Consider the following 17,770-nt stretch of genomic DNA (forward strand, 5'->3'; position numbering starts at 1 on the left):
AAGGAAATATTTATGGCAAGCGTAATCTTTCATGAGCACATTACAGTTTCAGGTGAAATTATTGGTGAAATTAGGTTAAACGCTGAAAAGAAACTTAATGCGTTAACGTTAAAAATGATCGACCTTATTTCGGCGAAATTAGATGCTTGGCAATCTAAAAAAAGCGTTGTCGCTATTATATTAGATAGTGAAGGGGAAAAGGCTTTTTGTGCTGGTGGCGATATTATCAAACTGCACGAAGCTATGATGCGAGACGAAATTAGTTCTTTTCCAACTGACTTTTTTACCCGTGAGTATCAGTTAGATTACCAAATTCATACCTACCCTAAGCCAATTATTTGTTGGGGCAGTGGTTTTGTTATGGGGGGCGGCATGGGGTTGTTTGCCGGTGCTAGCCATAGAGTTGTTACTCAAACAACTTACCTTGCTATGCCTGAAGTGAGTATTGGTCTTTATCCTGATGTTGGAGCGAGTTACTTCCTGAATAAGCTGCCAGGTAATATTGGTATGTTTTTAGGGTTAACAGCGGCAGGAATTAACGCAAAAGATGCGATGGCATTGGGAATGGCGGATTATGCTCTAGATGTCAGTCAAAGATCTCAGCTTTTGGAGCAACTTCTCGTTACTGATTGGCAAGCTAACCCTCATGAGGCAGTGAATAAACTTTTGTCTGGTTTGAGTGAAGAATCAAAAAGTGTATTTGAAGTATTGGCTAGCCCAATAATATCTCATCAAGGTTTGATTGAAGATTTAATATCTAATGACTCTCTAGATGACATGTTATCGGATCTTGCAGCCATTGAAACAGAAGAGAAGTGGTTGATTAAGGCTCAAAAAACGGTTGCTAATGGTAGCCCTATCTCTCTTGTCCTCATTAAAGCTCAGTTGGAGCGTAGTGTGGGCTTGTCTCTGAAAGAGGTTTTTCAGCAAGAGCTTGAAGTGTCTGTGCAATGTACAAGACATGAGGAGCTTGCTGAAGGTGTAAGAGCATTACTAATTGATAAGGATAAAGCACCAAAATGGCGTTATGACTCTGTGGCTGAGGTAGAAGATACTTATATTGCAGACTTATTAGGTTCTCCTTGGGATAAGGCTGATCATCCACTTAGGTATCTTTAGATTAGTAATACCTTATATAAGCACGCTGTTTGGCTTGTTTCTTTAAGCATTTAACAACAGAAAGTGGCAGATCAAATTACTAAAACAAGAATAATGATTTAAAGGATAAACGTCATGGCAAATATTGGATTTATAGGGCTTGGCAATATGGGCGGGCCAATGGCAGCTAATTTAGCAAAGGCTGGTCATCAGGTAAAAGCATTCGACTTATCAACAGAAGCGTTGGATAAAGCTGTGCAAGCTGGTTGTATGAAAGTAGACACGGCTTTAGATGCGATTCAAGAAGCAGAGTTTATTATTAGCATGCTACCTGCTGGTAAGCATGTTCATGGTTTGTATGTCTCTTGTGATACTCCCTTGTTTGATCATATCCCCTCAGGCGCTTTGGTTATTGATAGCTCGACCATTGAAGCTGATGTGGCAAGGACAATTGCTCATCTCGCTAAAGAGCGCGGTATTGAGTTTATTGATGCGCCTGTATCTGGTGGTGTAGGTGGTGCGCAAGCTGGCACATTGGCCTTTATGGTTGGTGGTGAACAGGCTCAATTTGATAAGGCTTTACCTGTACTAGAGTGTATGGGAAAGAATATTTTTCATGCGGGTGATCATGGTGCAGGTCAAATAGCAAAAGCCTGTAATAACATGATGTTAGCTATTCTTATGGCGGGTACCTGTGAGGCTCTGAATATGGGCATGAAGAATGGTTTAGATCCGAAGGTATTGTCTGACATTATGAAGCAAAGCTCAGGTAATAACTGGGCTCTACAAGTCTATAATCCTGTGCCTGGTGTAATGGAAAATGTTCCTTCATCTAATCAATACAAAGGTGGGTTTATGGTGGATTTGATGTTTAAAGATTTGGGTCTCGCTATGAATTTAAGTCAGCTAAGTTCATCTCCAACGCCTATGGGAAGTGCTGCTAGAGGCTTGTTTAACCTGCATAAAGAACAAGGTAATGGTGGTTTAGACTTTTCTAGTTTGATTAAGCTATATCAAGAAAAGTAAATTTCATAATTTAAAAATAATCATGATTTAAGCTTGAGTCTGTGCATAACTTGATTTTTATAAGCTAATTCAGTCTTGAGTGTTATATAAAGGGAAGATGTATGAAACTTGATCAAAAGGTGTTTGCAATAACTGGTGGTGCAAGAGGTTTAGGTGCTGGAATGGCGTCTCATTTAGTTGAGCTAGGTGCGCATGTTGCCATTATTGATCTTGATAATGCTGCTGTAGAGATGATGGCGAAAACGTTATTGGGGCAAGCGCATCAAGCAGATAAGAACCTCACTGTGAAAGGGTATGTTTGTGATATTTCAAGTGAAAGAGAGGTGGAAGATACTTTCTCACGAATAAAACAAGACTTTGGTCAATTAAATGGCTTAATCAATAATGCTGGTTTAATGCGTGATGGTATGTTGATTAAGGTGAAAGATGGAAAACTTACTGACAAGATGTCACTTAAGCAATGGCAGTCGGTTGTTGATGTGAATTTAACTGGATCTTTTTTATGCGGCAGAGAGGCTGCCGGTATTATGGCTGAGCAAGCAGATGCTGGCGTCATCATTAATATTTCATCTGTATCACGTGCTGGGAATGCTGGGCAGACTAATTATAGCGCGACTAAGTCGGGTGTTGCGACTATGGTGGTAAGTTGGGCGAAGGAGTTAGCTAGATACAATATTCGGGTAGCTGGTATTGCTCCTGGCATGATTGCAACGGATATGACAGCTCAAATGAAGCCAGAAGCGGTTGAGCGAATGCTTAAAGCTGTTCCACTAAGGCGCATGGGTGAAGTCGATGAAATCGCCCATACAATGCAATACATATTAGAAAATGATTATTTTACGGGCCGTGTCATTGAAATGGATGGCGGACTTCGCGTATAACTTAGGGTAATGACCCTTATTTATCAGGCAAAACAAATAGTTAAAGAAGTATATACCTCTAAAGCTATAGATTGCAGTTAGGGCCATAAGCCTTGGCTGATTATAAAAAGGCCAAAAGCCATAAATTAGACAGAGATGGGAATTTGCCAATGAAAATTTTGGTAGCAGTAAAGCGTGTTATTGATTACAACGTAAAAGTGCGAGTTAAAGCTGATCAATCTAATGTTGATCTTAATAATGTCAAAATGGCCTTAAATCCTTTTTGTGAGATTGCAGTTGAAGAGGCTGTTCGATTAAAAGAGCAGGGTGTGGCAACTGAAGTGGTTGTAGTGTCAATTGGGTCAAAATCTTGCCAAGAGCAACTCAGAAATGCGCTGGCACTAGGTTGTGATAGGGCAATTCAAGTTGAATCTGAGGACGGACCTGATTCACTCTCAGTAGCTCGTATTCTTGCTAAAGTTGCAGAATCAGAAGAACCAGGTTTGATATTGCTGGGTAAACAAGCAATTGATTCGGATAATAATCAAACGGGCCAAATGTTGGCTGCATTGCTTGATAGGCCTCAAGCCACTTTTGCATCTGAAATTAAAGTGGAAGACGGTAAAGCTTCCGTTACTCGTGAAATTGATGGTGGCTTGCAAACACTAAAACTTACCTTACCTGCTATTGTTACTACTGATCTTAGATTGAACGAACCTAGATTTGCATCTCTGCCAAATATTATGAAAGCTAAGCGCAAGCCTCTTGAGGTTAAAGCTGCTGATGAACTTGGTGTTAATGTGTCTTCAAATATTGCATTAGTTAGTGTCGAAGAACCTGCACAAAGACAAGCAGGTATTAAAGTTTCTTCAGTTGATGTATTAGTTGAAAAATTACGTAATGAAGCAAAGGTGATTGCATGAGTACCTTAGTATTAATTGAACATGATAATAGAACGCTTTCACCTGTAAGCTTGAATGTGTTAAGTGCGGCTAAACAAATTGGTAAACCTATTACTGCACTTGTGGCTGGTGCAGGTTGTGCAGATGTTGCAAATCAAGTCGCAAAAATCGCTGATGTTGATTTAGTTTTGTTAGCTGACAGCGTAGCATATGAACATCAACTTGCAGAAAATGTTAGTAAACTGCTCTTAGAGCAAATTGACCCTGATAATAAAGGTATTGACGCTGCAAGATTTAGTAATGTTCTTGCGGCATCTACGACAACTGGGAAAAATGTTCTACCAAGAGTAGCTGCGTTATTGGGCGTTAATCAACTATCGGATGTTATGTCTATTGAATCTGAAGGTCGCTTTAAACGTGCTATTTATGCAGGCAATGCCATAGCGACAGTTGAATCAAGTGATGCTGTTAAGGTTATGACAGTCCGTGGAACAGCGTTTGATGCTATCTCTGCAGAAGGTGGATCGGCTCAAATAGAGCAACTATCAAGTGTTCATTCATCAGGCGATATTGAATTTATTGAGGAGTCTTTAGCTGTATCAGAAAGACCTGAATTAACCGCTGCAACAACTGTGGTCTCTGGTGGACGTGGGCTTGCTAATGGTGAAAACTTCAACATGTTGTACAGCTTAGCGGATAAGCTAGGCGCTGCTGTCGGCGCTTCTCGTGCTGCGGTGGATGCTGGCTTTGTCCCTAATGATATGCAAGTAGGGCAAACGGGTAAAATGGTAGCGCCAGAGCTTTACATTGCGGTTGGCATTTCAGGAGCGATCCAGCACCTTGCGGGTATGAAAGATTCTAAAGTGATAGTTGCTATCAACAAAGACGAAGAAGCGCCAATCTTTCAAGTGGCTGATTATGGTTTAGTTGGTGATTTGTTTGAGGTAGTACCTGAGATTGAAAAACAAATTTAAAGCGATTGCATGCCACTAGCAAGGTCCCTTTGAAGCCTGTTCAACGATCTATTGAGCAGGCTTCAAAGTTTATAACGATTTAAAATTTCCATATATATTCCTTTTCACATATTCCTTTTTGTAAAATTCAGAGTTAGCAGTATAGATTTTGCTGGTTGATATAATTGTGTGTTAATTAAGTTAAGTGCGACATTTGTTAAATACTGTTATTAAAAAATATATATGACTGTTTTTTTTGGCTTTTTTCTGTAATCATTGTCAGCTGCAATACTGCACCTGATAATTTTATTGCAATTGTAAGTATTTAATATAAATGCATTAAACTAATAAGCGATAATTGCCCTTATGAAAACGAGTAGCAAAACATTAATTTCCCTTTTTATGCCTATCTTATTAGCTGGTTGCTCTGTACCTGGTTCATACCTTACTGTACAAGAAGGTGAAAAAGACCCAGCTCTAGAAACAAGTTCAACAGATATTATTAGTAAAATTAATCTATACCAGTTAACGGCCTCTGAAATTGATAACTTCAAAACACCTGAAGTAATCGCAAAGGTAAATCCACAGCTAGATAAAGAAATTACAGAGTATGAATATTTTGTAGGAAGTGGCGATATTCTTAATATTACCGTTTGGGATCACCCTGAGCTGACGATACCTGCCGGCTCATATCGAAGTGCAAGTGAATCAGGCAATTGGGTTCATGCAGATGGTCGTATTTTTTACCCTTATATTGGCTTTGTTGAAGTGGCAGGGAAAACAACCTCTCAAATTCGCTCTGACATGACTTCAAAGTTATCAAAGTTTATAGAGTCTCCTCAAGTTGATGTGAGTGTTGCTGCTTTCCAATCTAAAAAGGCTTATATGACAGGAGCCGTTAATACACCTGGACAACAGTTTATTTCTAATGTCCCCTTAACACTTCTTGATGCCATAAATCAAGCCGGTGGATTGGTTGGTGAGGCTGATTGGCGTAATGTTAGCCTTACAAGAAATGGAACTGAAGAAATTCTCTCTTTATTTAATTTGATGCAAAAAGGAGATTTAACTCAAAATAGATTGTTGCAAGCAGGAGATATTATTCACGTTCCAAGAGATGATAATCAAAAAGTGTTTGTTATGGGCGAAGTTAATGATCCAAAGTTATTGAAAATAGATAGAAGTGGTATGAGCTTAACTGAAGCTTTAAGTAATGTTGGTGGTATCAATCAAGTGGCTGCTGATGCAACAGGTGTTTTTGTGATACGTACAAGCTTAGATAACTCAAAAGTAGCTGATGTTTATCAGTTGGATGTTTCCAACTCTATAGCATTTATTTTAGGAACTGAATTTGAATTACAGCCGAAAGATATCGTGTATGTTACAGCCGCCCCAATTGTTCAATGGAATAGAATAATTGGTCAAATCCTTCCAAGTATTACTGGTTTTGACGAATTAAGTCAGGGCGTTGATACGATAAGAGGCTGGTAATTATGTTTAATGATATTTTAGTTGTTTGTGTAGGGAATATTTGTCGCTCGCCCACTGGTGAGTATTTGCTGAAATCCTTATTGCCAAACAAGAATATTTCATCAGCAGGAATCAGTGCTCTTGTTGGTAAAGGTGCGGATAAACTTGCAATTGATGTTGCGAATGCCAATGGAGTTGATTTGAGTAAGCATAAGGCTCAACAATTAACTAAGGAGCTTTGTAAAAAGTTTGATTTAATTTTAGTAATGGAGCCTGGGCATTTAAGCGCTGTTACTGAAATATCTCCTGAAAGTCGAGGAAAGGTTATTCTTCTGAGTAAGTGGGAGGATTTTGCAACTATTCCTGACCCTTATAGACAAAGTAAAGAGGCATTTGAGCATGCGTATAGTTTGATATACTCATCTTGCGTTTCTTGGGTTGAGAAATTAGGTTAAGTTTTTGATATTAGGTGAAAATGGATTATGAGTAATTTACCTCTTTTAGATAGCGCTAAGAGTTCAAATGAAGAGTTTGATGTATCTAAGTTATTTTCAATTTTAATGAATAATATTTGGTTGATTGTATTTGTTATAACTCTTTTCGGTGGACTAGGTGTTGCAAATGCAATTTTGCCGACACCTATATACAAAGCTGATGCTTTATTGCAAGTAGAGTCCAAAAATAGTGGGATGTCTGCTTTAGTTGGTGAAATGGGGGATATGTTTTCGAATGAATCGACTTCAACAACAGAAATAGAAATAATTAAATCGCGTATGATTTTAGGTAAAACTGTTGATAAATATAATTTGACTATTGTCGCTACACCTATTTACTTTCCATATTTTGGTAAGGGCCTTTCTAGGCTGACTGATGATAAAAAAGATATTTCAGTTTCTTTGTTTAAACTAGGTAACAATAAAAACACAGCTTATAAGATTACTTTGATTGACAATTTGACTGGGGAATACCAATTTGAAGATATTGAATCAGGTGAACTTATTTTTAAAGGGAAAGTTGGTGAAATAGTGAATGCTAAAGGATTTTCTATTTTAGTTAGCTCGTTACAGGGAGTTGAGGGAGATGAGTATACTGTAGGTCATAGGTCTCGATTTGATACAATTCAGTGGTTAAAGGGGAGTTTATCCGTAAGTGAAAGAGGAGCTCAATCGGGTATCTTATCGCTTTCTTTTATAGGAGAGGATAAAGAATTAATTCAGAAGATTTTAAATGACGTGAGTCAGAACTACTTCCTACAAAACGTGCAAAGGAACTCTGCTGAGGCTCAGAAAAGTTTGGATTTTTTACATGGACATTTGCCTAATATTAAATCTGAATTAATGTCATCTGAAGATATTTTGAATAAATTTATGCAAGAAAACGAATCTATTGATTTAAGCATGGAGGCTCAGTCAACTTTAAACTTAATAGTCGACCTAGAAGGAAAGCTTAATGAGCTAGTATTGCAAGAAAGTGAAATATCTAATCGGTTCACCAAAGATCATCCTACATATCAAGCTTTATTAGATAAAAGAAAGGTTCTTGAGTCCGAACAAAAGAAAATTAATAATCAAGTTAAGAAATTACCAAGAGCTCAAAGAGATGTTTTGAGAATGAAAAGGGATGTAGAAGTAAATCAACAAATTTATATACAACTTCTTAATAAATCCCAAGAGCTCAATATTCTTAAAGCTGGGACTGTTGGTAATGTCCGCATTTTAGATGATGCAAAAGTTTACTCTTCGCCTATAAAGCCCAGAAAAACACTAATTGTTTTTCTGACTACAATGGTGGGAGTAGCAGTGGCTCTAATGATAGTGTTTCTTAAAGAAATTATGCACAAAGGTATTGAAAGTCCTGATGAAATTGAAGAAATAGGTTTGTCTGTTTATGCTAGTATACCAATGTCAAATTTTCAGACAGGGATGGATATTAAGAGTAAACGCAAAAATGGCAAAAACCATAAAAGATGCTCAAACCTAAGCCTGAGTGAAACATTGTTGGCAGTAGCGAATCCCGCAGATTTATCGATAGAGGCTCTTAGGGGATTAAGAACAAGTATGCACTTTGCAATGATGGAAGCAAAAAATAATATTGTAATGATTTCTGGGCCAGCGCCGGGTATTGGTAAGTCATTCGTTTCTGTAAATTTTGCTGCTGTTATGGCTAAAACTGGCCAAAAAGTATTAATTGTTGATGCTGATTTGAGAAAAGGGTATTTGCATCAGAAGTTTGGTTTACATTGGACAAATGGTTTATCAGATTTTCTTTCCGGTAAAGAAGATTTGTCAAGTATCATTAAGAAAACAGAAATAGATAGTTTAGATGTTATCACTAGAGGGCAAGTTCCACCTAATCCTTCTGAGCTTCTGATGAATGACAGATTCTCAAATTTTATTGATCAAGTATCAAATCAATATGACTTAATACTGATAGATACACCGCCAGTACTTGCTGTAACAGATCCTAGTATTGTTGGTGCATTTGCAGGAACCACATTGATGGTTGGTAGATTTGGTGTAAATACTTCGAAAGAAGTTGAAGTTGCGAGACATAGATTTTTGATGGCAGGAGTTGAAGTTAAAGGCTTCATCTTAAATGCTGTTGAGAAAAAAGCCAGCATTTCAAGTGGGTACGGCTATTACAATTATAATTATGAAAGTGATACATAATTTAAATGTATTAATTCAGACCTGATCTGACAGTTACCCACTTTTTTCGAGGTGCCTGTCAGATTATATCTGGGTTAGATTTTTTCAGCCCAGATAGATTTTTCATCCTCTAATGATTATATTGGCGTTCTGTCACAACACACTTTTCCTTGATGAGCTCGATGATTATTATAGTAGTACATTCATTCGACTAGATCTTTTTGTAAGTCTTCCATCGTGACATACAGTTTCTTTCTGAATGTCACTTGGTAGAACTCATTTAATATCGTCTTGTGGAAGCGTTCGCAGATCCCGTTTGTTTAAGGTGACATCGCTTTAGTTTTTGTGTGATCGATATCATTGATCGCTAAGTAGAGCTGGTATTCATGCTAATCTACTCGTCCACAGTATTCTGTTCCTTCACTTGCTAAGATTCTCAGCATTGGTAGCTCATGAATTTCAAAAAATGGTAGAACTTTGTCGTTCAGCATATCTGCAGTGGTAATTGGTGTTTTTGTTGTATAGAGTTTAGTGGGGGCGATTTTGCTGTAGGTATCAACAAAAATATGCTGATAGATGCGGCCAACACCTTACAAGTCGCCACATAGAAGGTATCTTGAGAGCCCAGATAGCCTAGATGCATCGTTTCTATTTCACCACACGCTTCATCATTGTGCTTTTTTTAAAGTTCTCTAGATCATTGCGAAGCCAGATTGATAGAGTGCCGCTTGGTGAGATAAATACACCTATTTTATGCAGCTCATTGCTTGTTCTCACTTGTCCGTGAGCAGGGAGGTTAATCGTATATTTGAGAACAGTTTTTCTGTTTCGCTATCGATACGATTCTTCAAGTTTGGTGTTCTGCGATTTTGATTCATCAGTGTATCAATACTACCGGTTTCTACCAGCTCTTGATAATGATAGAAGGTGTCCCTTGAGACGCCAATGACTTTACAGGCTTTTGATACTTTACCGAGCTATTCTGCAAGATTAAGCAGAATAGCTTTGTGTTTGATGATTGGGTTGCTAGTATGAATCATTAGAGTTACCTCTTATTTTCTTTGATTAGTGATTAAGCTCTTTAATCAAAGTAGGCAACTCTTTTCCAATAGAGACGTTAGATCTATTAGGAGATAATACACTTAATAATTATTAAAGCTGATTCTTGGCTTTAAATGTTTGAATCAAAGCTTCAGGTTTTACTTTTTTGTTCTGGCTATTTAAAGCGTAAACAACTGTTTCGCCTTTAGGACCTGCTCCAATCTCAGTGAAGCGTAATGGAACTTCGCCAACAATGCGAGCAGTTGTCATTTCTTCTAAAGATGAGAATACATAGATTCTACCTTCTTCAGTGCGAGTCTCGCCATAAAAACCAGCTGAACCTTCAAGCTTGCCATCGTACATGTCGACAGAAGCAATACCTTGGGTTTTCTTTTTGTCTTCGTTAGTTAGGCCAAATACGATAGTTTCACCTCTAGGGCCTTCACCAATACGTACTTTTCTATAGGCTGTCTCACCAACTTGTAGGAAGGTTTGGTAAGTAGCAAAATCATCGAAGAAATAGATGCGACCTTCGTGATCAACTTGGTATAAATCTTCGTTATTTTGAGAAACAACTGCTTCAGTTTGAGTGTTTGTAGCGAGTGTATTATCGACAGAGCTTGTGCCGCAAGCCGTTAAAATTAAGCTAGTACCAAGTACACATGAAAGGTTAATAAGAGTTCGTTTCATTTTTGTCTTCCTAGTTAAATAATGACAAAGATATTACGAAGTTCTTATTAAGTTTTTGTGTCAAAGAGGTGACACTTTTATGGCATTAACTTTTCATTCGAGCCAGAGCGCGCCAGCCTTGTATATTTAGCGTTTCTTTATTTGAAATCACTTCCTGAATTCAAGTTCGATACTTTTTATTTCAATTGACTGAATAAATTTACAAGTTTTTTAGCGTTTCTTTCTAGGAGAATTGTTGCCTAGTTTTGATTTTTAGGCTCATTAAATGATCTTTTTGAAATAGCTTTGTCAATTTATGGCTGGTGCATGGGGTTTTATATTAGAGTTTTCTTTCAAAAATCGAAGGAGAATGGCTAATGCTCAAATTACAACATGGACTGTTAGCCTTAACGTTAGTCAGTTCACATCTTGTTAATGCTGAAAGCTGTCCAGATTATGAAGTGTTGGATGCACTTCCCAACTTTACTTATCCTGCCGAACGTTCTTTTGACCATACTGCGAGTACTTTGTTATCAGGTTTTTATAGTCCTTACCATATTATTCATGACCAAGTAATCAAGGCTGATGAGCCAGTGACAATAGTGGGTAAATTTGATTATAGTCGTGTTTTTCACAAAGACTTAGAGGATGAAAAAGTTCATGCTTATATCTATGGTAGTGGCATGAATCAGTGGCAGTATCTAGGTGCTTACACGACAGACACGGATGGTAAGGTTTTTGTTCCAATACAAAAGCCTGAGGGGGAATATCAAATTCGCATGGTTGTGGAAGGGGATTTATCGAGTGTTGATGGTTACCTTTCAGTCGTTACTGATAATCGTAAAGCAGTCTTGTTTGATATTGATGGAACTTTGACACTTAATGATTTTGAATCTGTAGGTGATTACCTAGGTGTTGATAAAGCTGATGCCCATTACTATGCGAAAGAAACTGTCTTAGCTTACAAAGACAAAGGCTATCAGATTATTTATTTAACAGGTAGACCATATTGGGTCGGTAAAGATAGTCGCGAATGGTTCGATTATATGGCGCTACCTCAAGGTCATTTACATACCAACCCTTATGGTGATGGACCAATACCTGGCAATACACAAGCTTATAAAACTGAATATTTAAATCAGTTAATGAATAATTTCTCTATTGAAATTGTTAGAGCTTACGGTAATGCAACGACTGATATAGCCGCTTATGCTGATGCTGGTATATCACTTGATGAAATCTATATTATTGGTGAGAACGCAGGTATGGATGGTACTCAAGCTGTATATGGCGATTACGCTTATCACTATGCTGATAAGGTTAGCGAATTTTCTAGGTTAAATTGTGACTAATGACTAATGACTAATGACTAATGACTAATGACTAATGACTAAGGCAAATAGGGAGTGAAAATTTATCCCCTTACCACTTTTACCTTATAAGGGGATAAAACTTAATCTGGTTTTGATTAGGCAACGTTCTGTTGATGATTCTTTCCTACAAGGTTTAAGCGGGTGTCAATTAAATCAAGTGCTTGCTTAAGATCTGCTATCAAATCATCTTCATGCTCTAGACCTACTGATATACGAATTAAGCCATCACTGATACCCGCATCTAAACGTTCTTCTTGAGTATAAGGAGAATGAGTCATAGAGGCAGGGTGTTGAATTAAAGACTCAGCATCGCCCAAGCTTACCGCAATAGAAAAGAGTTTCATGCTATTAATGAATTCAGCGCCACCTGCTAAGTCTGTATCAAGCTCAAATGCAATGACACCGCCAGCCGCTTTCATTTGTTTTCCAATGAATGTATTTCCTGAGTGGCTTTTAAGGCCTGGATAATGGACTTTAGTGACGTGTTTATTTTCTTCTAAAAACTCAGCAACACTTTGCGCATTGCGACAGTGACGCTCCATACGAATGGGTAGGGTTTTAATTCCTCTTAATATTAACCATGCATCGTGAGGGCTCATGGTTGCGCCGATATCTTTCAGTACAGTCATTTTGATGTGATTAATCATCTCACTTGTGCCACAAATAATACCGGCAACCACATCTCCGTGGCCATTCAAGTACTTGGTAGCGCTATGGACAACGATATCAATCCCAAATTCTCCAGGTTGTTGCAAAATAGGTGTGAGGAAAGTGTTATCAACGACTGAGATGAGGTCGTGCTGTTTAGCTATGTTTGAGATGGCGTCTAAATCTAATACCACCATATTGGGGTTTATAGGCGTTTCTAAAAAAACCAACTTGGTATTTGCTTTAATTGCCTGACGGAACGCATCCATATCAGTCATATCGACAAAAGTAACTTCAATGCCAAAACGAGTCAGCATATGGCTGATGAGTGCGTAAGAGCAACCATAAATCGCTTTAGAAGCAATCATGTGATCGCCTGCTTGCAAATAGCTTAGTAAGGCACCAGAAACAGCACCCATACCTGTTGCAGTAGCTGCTGCATCTTCCATGCCTTCCATTGCAGCTACACGCATTTCTAATTGACGTGTTGTCGGGTTACCAAGACGACTATAGATAAAGCCTTCCTCTTCTCCGGCAAAGCGGTCAGCACCTTGTTGTGCGTTCTCGAAAATGAAAGTAGATGTCTGATACAAAGGCGTGGCTAATGAACCAAATTGCTCATCATTTATGCGTCCTGCATGAATTGCTTTGGTTTCTATATTATTACTCTTCGCCATGATAATAGTCCTTAAGGTTACTGTTAACCTGTTATCTCTGATGATTTTTGTTTTATTTATATCTCCTTATTAGATAGCAACTCTCTTGCCAATGTATATAAATTTATATTAATCAATGGTTTAGAGATTGCTTTGGTTTTTAATGTATTATTTTTGTCATAAAAAAGTGACACTTGAAAGTTTAGACTAATTAGAATTTTGTTTTTTAATCGTAAGGGTTTATTTTATAAAGAATTTATACGGAAAAGTGGGCGAAAGGGAAGAATTAAGCTGGTTAAAGTGCATTTTAATTGTAATATTAATATTACGCTGTCATATTTAAATGACATTTGGTGTTGGAATGCGGTGAGTTTAATGCGTTTAGAAATTAGATCGAATGATAGAATAGGTATTAGCCAAGAAATATTGCATATTTTCTCTAAGTACGCGTGGGATATTCGAGCAATAGAGGTAACGGCTGGCTTTACTTATGTTCATGTGAATGAAAGCTATCAAGACTCTTCCCTTATCATTGAGCAAGTGCACTTAATTGATGGTGTCACGTCATGCGACGAAATAGAGCTTATGCCTCAGGAGAGGCGAGAAAACCACTTAAGGACCTTACTCAACCGTATCCCAACCCCAATATTTGACCTCGATGAAGCGGGTAATATTTTAGCCTTGAATCAAGCCGCGATCCATTTAATTGATTTACCAGATACTAAACTGGAAGGCCTCTCAATCAGTGAGTTTATCGATCAAGACTTTTATGGATTACTGCAAGGTAAAGGAAGGGAGCAAAGTATTGTCTTCAAGCAAGATGCCCATATTGCAGAGGTAAGTCCTGTTTTGGTAGAAGGCCAAGTGCGTGGTGCACTCTTGATGCTAAGAGACATGAATAGCCTAGGGCGGCAAATGTCGCTTATGCAGGCACAAAAGGAGCATGGGTTAGAACAAATAATTGGTCAGTCTGAAACGATTAAACTTTTGAAGCAACAAACTAGACGCTTTGCACAGCTTCATTTGCCCGTTTTAATTCAAGGCGAAACAGGGACTGGTAAAGAGTTAATCGCTAGAGGACTACACCAAGAAAGTGAACAGAAAGATGCCGCATTTCTCGCATTAAATTGCGCGGCTTTGCCAGAGCACTTATTAGAAAGTGAATTATTTGGTTATGCATCAGGCGCTTTTACAGGTGCGCAAAAAGGTGGCAAACCCGGTTTATTAGAACTTGCGGATGGTGGCACCTTATTCTTAGATGAAATTGCTGAAATGTCGGTTTATCTTCAGGCTAAGCTATTACGTTTTTTGCAAGATTATCGCTTTCGGCGTGTGGGCGGGAATCGCGAAATCAAAGTAAATGTGAGAATTATAAGTGCCACTCATCAAAACCTACCCCAGAAAATCGAAGAAGGTCGTTTTCGAGCAGATCTCTATTATCGCTTAAATGTTTTGAATCTTGTTCTACCTGCGCTCAGGCACAGAGGAAATGATATTGCTTTACTGGCTAAGCACTTTATTCAAAGTGCAGCAATTCAAGTTAATATGCCTGCACCTTTGATTGATGAAGCATCAATTGCTGAATTACATGCCTACACATGGCCAGGTAATATTCGACAACTACAAAATATATTGTTTCGCCTCGTTGCTCTTAACAAAGGAGAGTATCTTTCTTTAAAGGATATTAAGCAAAGCCTCGCTCAAGCTGCTGGAGAAATGAAAAGTGTCAAAAAAAGTCATTTGAGACTTGAGTATGATGGGGAGCCAATCATAGATAATAAGTTACAGGGACAAGGAATTAGAACACAAGATGATAAAACTTGGGCGAATGCTCAAGCTGAATTTGAGGTGGATTTATTATCACGTTTATACCCGCTTTATCCAAGCACACGTAAATTAGCAAAGCGTCTTGGTGTATCTCACAATAAGATTGCTATGAAGCTTAAAGAGCACGGTTTTACGTCTGATTAAATGTATTTAATCAGACGTTTCCTAGATCTATCACCATTTTGCATAATGATCTTCAACTAAGCCCATAGCATTTTGAATCTTTATGGTTTCCTTATTTAGTTTAATAGAGCCATTAAAGTATCCAAAAAACTGCCTGAAATTAGATGCAATTAGAATGAGATTCATCTTCTGAGCGCGTTTGCCTTGTTTCTCAAAGCTAAGTTCGAGCTTTGCATCATTTGATATAAGGTGCCATGTTTGAGACTCTTGGTAGCGATCAAAGCTGAAATCAACCATGTCAATTTTGTAGTATTCATCATCCAACCAGATAGCGTTTTCACTAAAGCCTGTTTCATTTACGCCGGAAGCCAAATTAAAACCCAGTCGTCGGCCATCTTCTAAATAGGTAGAGAGACTAGCCCAGTGCCAACTTGTCTCTCTACGCATAAATCCCGCACTCCAATCAATGCTTGCTAGAGCTCTTCTTGCTTCTAAAGGGTAACTTTTTGATTGCCAGTTTAATTGCCCATGAACAGGGCGAGCAGTCAATTTTTGAGTATAAACCCAACCGTTATAGCCTGCTTTAGAGCACAGATTAAGGGCTTTGTCTGAGTTTGTTTCATCAATGATAGCCTCTAAACTAAGGCCATTCTTTAATCTCAAGGTAATATATCTAGCTTGATGCTTTGCTTCAAACTGCAAAAAATTATCCGCTTTAGATATGCTTGAAAATCCTTTGTTGGGATGAGAAGACATTCTTGTTTTAAGGCTAAATGGCTGAATGAAATCAAACTCCTCAAAGGTTTGCTTCTCAATGTGGTAAAGGTATACGAAGCAGTTGCTGGCATATTGTAAATCAACAATAGCCATTCCCATGATAAAGTCATCGCACTTGATTGAAATGAATTGGAACTGATTGAACTTAAACTTTTTCCGCCAATGAGAAAGCGGTTTATCCATGGCATTTCTGAGGTCATAATCAAGATGGTTAATTTCTTTCGCTTTTGTGTAGCCGAATTCGATTTGTCCTTTACTGTTAACCAAATATGACATTGAAACGTCCCTGAATAATTATTAGTCATTGTTATAGTGTCTTTTACTAATATAAAAATCAATTATTCAGTACAATTGCTCAATTTATACATACCTGTAATAGCAAAGCTCATTTCAGATAAGCTTTGGATACATTATCTATATAGTTTGCTATAAAACGCTCATGTATAGCTGACTTCTGACTAAAATAAGTACTGTATCCTATATAGATACGTTTAATGGCAATTTACTTGAATGCAGTACTTTCTATTGCTAAGTTTTCAAATTGTTAATAGGCCAAATTAACAGGTAATATCCCCTCTAAGCCTTTAAAGCCTTGTAACCGCTCTTTAAGCCTCATACCAAAATCACTATTGTTGAGATGAGGTACGCGAGTTTTGTCCGTTTCATAGCTATTAAGCTTTACTTCATCAGCAAGATTAGGGTCTTTAAGGCTTGCCTGTTTGTCTCTTGCTTGAATAGAAAGCTCTCCAATTAAATCAATATCATGCTGCCAACTAAAGCGATTAACACCTCTGAAAGTAAAGTTTTCATCTAGATATCTATCGCTAAGCTGAATCAAATACTGCATTAAATAATGAGGTAACAAATGAATGTTTGCTTCATCTAGTATGAGTGTAAAAGGGGTGGCTGATAATTCGGCTAATTTGCTTTTATCGGTTGGAATGAAGGTCAAATCAACAAGGTATTGCAATTTTGCTTGAGCTTGATGAGTTACTTGTCTCTCTTCAAAGTTAACTAGCCTAAAGCAACCGTGATCATATTGAATTCTTGCAAGCGCGCTTTGAATTATTTGCTGATTCAGTCCAAGCGCATGCTTATCAGTCTTATTTGATAGGGCATGGCTTAATAAAGGAAGATCGTGATGATTATTAAATGGAGTACTGGTTTTATCCTGGTGAGATAGCCTAAAGAGCTCACGAATCTCATGCTCTCGGGCTTTCTTTAAACCTAAAAAGGCTGTCTGGATCACTTCAGAGCTGGGTAGCTGTGGCTCAATACGCCATTTACGGCCGTATACAATTTTGTAATGTTGCTGATCTTCTTGGTTTAAATAATTGTCATAGCCAATAATACCAACTTGTAGATAGAGGCCAGACTTATCTTCGCAAACAAAAATTGGGTATTCAGTATCAAACTGAATTTCTTGAATCAGTTTTTCAATCGAAGCAAGCGTATGTTGATATCGTAAATAGTGCTGCGGAATGCATTGAGTATTATTATCTAAACAAATGACAGGTGCATGCTTAATTGCAGACTCGCCTAAATGTAATGGAATGGCTTTGCTCATCATAAACTCTTCAAAGGCTCTTATAAGACAAAGAAATGGAGTTTAATCAAGTATACTAATGGGCGGAAGTTGCAAAAAATGCAACTGGTCGAAGTAAAAATGCACCAGCTGTTCACCTATTTATCTGTTCAA

The 17,770-nt window shown here is 37.9% G+C and carries 14 protein-coding genes and 1 pseudogene; 10 read left to right on the top strand and 5 right to left on the bottom strand.

Annotated elements, in window-relative coordinates; all coding sequences use genetic code 11:
- Nucleotides 1-12: 12 nt before the first annotated feature.
- From TW85_RS10960 to TW85_RS10995, 8 genes are all read left to right on the top strand, one after another.
- A complete protein-coding gene (locus TW85_RS10960; protein WP_046017160.1) occupies nt 13-1,119 on the top strand; it encodes an enoyl-CoA hydratase/isomerase family protein in 1,107 nt (368 codons plus the stop codon).
- Nucleotides 1,120-1,233: 114 nt separating this feature from the next.
- Complete coding sequence (gene mmsB, locus TW85_RS10965; RefSeq protein ID WP_046017161.1) at nt 1,234-2,124, top strand: 3-hydroxyisobutyrate dehydrogenase; 891 nt, start codon at nt 1,234-1,236, stop codon at nt 2,122-2,124.
- A 101-nt stretch (nt 2,125-2,225) separates the two neighbouring features.
- Nucleotides 2,226-3,005: an SDR family oxidoreductase gene (locus tag TW85_RS10970; RefSeq protein ID WP_046017162.1), complete on the top strand. Its 780-nt coding sequence runs from the start codon at nt 2,226-2,228 to the stop codon at nt 3,003-3,005.
- A 149-nt stretch (nt 3,006-3,154) separates the two neighbouring features.
- On the top strand, nt 3,155-3,907 hold the full coding sequence (locus TW85_RS10975) for an electron transfer flavoprotein subunit beta/FixA family protein (RefSeq protein WP_046017427.1): 753 nt from the start codon (nt 3,155-3,157) through the stop codon (nt 3,905-3,907).
- Nucleotides 3,904-4,860 carry an FAD-binding protein gene (locus TW85_RS10980; protein WP_046017163.1) on the top strand — a complete coding sequence of 319 codons (957 nt, stop codon included), beginning with the start codon at nt 3,904-3,906 and terminating at the stop codon, nt 4,858-4,860. The genes TW85_RS10975 and TW85_RS10980 overlap by 4 nt, the downstream gene beginning before the upstream one ends.
- A gap of 345 nt (nt 4,861-5,205) precedes the next feature.
- Nucleotides 5,206-6,330: a polysaccharide export protein gene (locus TW85_RS10985; protein WP_046017164.1), complete on the top strand. Its 1,125-nt coding sequence runs from the start codon at nt 5,206-5,208 to the stop codon at nt 6,328-6,330.
- Between the two features lie 2 nt (nt 6,331-6,332).
- Nucleotides 6,333-6,764, top strand: a complete 432-nt coding sequence (locus TW85_RS10990) for a low molecular weight protein-tyrosine-phosphatase (RefSeq protein ID WP_046017165.1) — start codon at nt 6,333-6,335, stop codon at nt 6,762-6,764.
- A gap of 27 nt (nt 6,765-6,791) precedes the next feature.
- Nucleotides 6,792-8,978: a polysaccharide biosynthesis tyrosine autokinase gene (locus tag TW85_RS10995; RefSeq protein ID WP_046017166.1), complete on the top strand. Its 2,187-nt coding sequence runs from the start codon at nt 6,792-6,794 to the stop codon at nt 8,976-8,978.
- A gap of 74 nt (nt 8,979-9,052) precedes the next feature.
- Here the strand turns inward: TW85_RS10995 and TW85_RS25950 are convergent.
- Both TW85_RS25950 and TW85_RS11000 read right to left on the bottom strand, forming a co-directional pair.
- A pseudogene (locus TW85_RS25950) lies at nt 9,053-9,997 on the bottom strand (IS481 family transposase).
- 112 nt (nt 9,998-10,109) lie between these two features.
- Nucleotides 10,110-10,688: a hypothetical protein gene (locus TW85_RS11000; RefSeq protein WP_046017167.1), complete on the bottom strand. Its 579-nt coding sequence runs from the start codon at nt 10,686-10,688 to the stop codon at nt 10,110-10,112.
- A 356-nt stretch (nt 10,689-11,044) separates the two neighbouring features.
- Here TW85_RS11000 and TW85_RS11005 point away from each other — a divergent pair, with 356 nt between their 5' ends.
- Nucleotides 11,045-12,019, top strand: a complete 975-nt coding sequence (locus tag TW85_RS11005; RefSeq protein WP_046017168.1) for a haloacid dehalogenase — start codon at nt 11,045-11,047, stop codon at nt 12,017-12,019.
- A 116-nt stretch (nt 12,020-12,135) separates the two neighbouring features.
- On the opposite strand, the gene megL is transcribed toward TW85_RS11005, so the two are convergent.
- Nucleotides 12,136-13,365, bottom strand: a complete 1,230-nt coding sequence (gene megL, locus TW85_RS11010; RefSeq protein WP_046017169.1) for a methionine gamma-lyase — start codon at nt 13,363-13,365, stop codon at nt 12,136-12,138.
- Nucleotides 13,366-13,719: 354 nt separating this feature from the next.
- On the opposite strand from megL, the gene TW85_RS11015 reads away from it, so the two are divergent.
- Complete coding sequence (locus TW85_RS11015; protein ID WP_046017170.1) at nt 13,720-15,315, top strand: sigma 54-interacting transcriptional regulator; 1,596 nt, start codon at nt 13,720-13,722, stop codon at nt 15,313-15,315.
- Between the two features lie 30 nt (nt 15,316-15,345).
- Here the strand turns inward: TW85_RS11015 and TW85_RS11020 are convergent, their stop codons facing one another.
- A complete protein-coding gene (locus TW85_RS11020; protein WP_046017171.1) occupies nt 15,346-16,347 on the bottom strand; it encodes a DUF2804 domain-containing protein in 1,002 nt (333 codons plus the stop codon).
- 268 nt (nt 16,348-16,615) lie between these two features.
- Complete coding sequence (locus TW85_RS11025) at nt 16,616-17,638, bottom strand: hypothetical protein (protein ID WP_046017172.1); 1,023 nt, start codon at nt 17,636-17,638, stop codon at nt 16,616-16,618.
- Nucleotides 17,639-17,770: the final 132 nt, after the last annotated feature.

It is taken from the genome of Marinomonas sp. S3726, assembly GCF_000967665.1.
In the GTDB taxonomy this organism is placed as follows: Bacteria; Pseudomonadota; Gammaproteobacteria; order Pseudomonadales; family Marinomonadaceae; genus Marinomonas.

What these genes read in the sequence shown, in the direction of transcription:
- TW85_RS10960 (WP_046017160.1), top strand. Translation starts at nt 13, where the DNA reads ATGGCAAGCGTAATCTTTCATGAGCACATTACAGTTTCAGGTGAAATT.
- mmsB (WP_046017161.1), top strand. Translation starts at nt 1,234, where the DNA reads ATGGCAAATATTGGATTTATAGGGCTTGGCAATATGGGCGGGCCAATG.
- TW85_RS10970 (WP_046017162.1), top strand. Translation starts at nt 2,226, where the DNA reads ATGAAACTTGATCAAAAGGTGTTTGCAATAACTGGTGGTGCAAGAGGT.
- TW85_RS10975 (WP_046017427.1), top strand. Translation starts at nt 3,155, where the DNA reads ATGAAAATTTTGGTAGCAGTAAAGCGTGTTATTGATTACAACGTAAAA.
- TW85_RS10980 (WP_046017163.1), top strand. Translation starts at nt 3,904, where the DNA reads ATGAGTACCTTAGTATTAATTGAACATGATAATAGAACGCTTTCACCT.
- TW85_RS10985 (WP_046017164.1), top strand. Translation starts at nt 5,206, where the DNA reads ATGAAAACGAGTAGCAAAACATTAATTTCCCTTTTTATGCCTATCTTA.
- TW85_RS10990 (WP_046017165.1), top strand. Translation starts at nt 6,333, where the DNA reads ATGTTTAATGATATTTTAGTTGTTTGTGTAGGGAATATTTGTCGCTCG.
- TW85_RS10995 (WP_046017166.1), top strand. Translation starts at nt 6,792, where the DNA reads ATGAGTAATTTACCTCTTTTAGATAGCGCTAAGAGTTCAAATGAAGAG.
- TW85_RS11000 (WP_046017167.1), bottom strand. Translation starts at nt 10,688, where the DNA reads ATGAAACGAACTCTTATTAACCTTTCATGTGTACTTGGTACTAGCTTA.
- TW85_RS11005 (WP_046017168.1), top strand. Translation starts at nt 11,045, where the DNA reads ATGCTCAAATTACAACATGGACTGTTAGCCTTAACGTTAGTCAGTTCA.
- megL (WP_046017169.1), bottom strand. Translation starts at nt 13,365, where the DNA reads ATGGCGAAGAGTAATAATATAGAAACCAAAGCAATTCATGCAGGACGC.
- TW85_RS11015 (WP_046017170.1), top strand. Translation starts at nt 13,720, where the DNA reads ATGCGTTTAGAAATTAGATCGAATGATAGAATAGGTATTAGCCAAGAA.
- TW85_RS11020 (WP_046017171.1), bottom strand. Translation starts at nt 16,347, where the DNA reads ATGTCATATTTGGTTAACAGTAAAGGACAAATCGAATTCGGCTACACA.
- TW85_RS11025 (WP_046017172.1), bottom strand. Translation starts at nt 17,638, where the DNA reads ATGAGCAAAGCCATTCCATTACATTTAGGCGAGTCTGCAATTAAGCAT.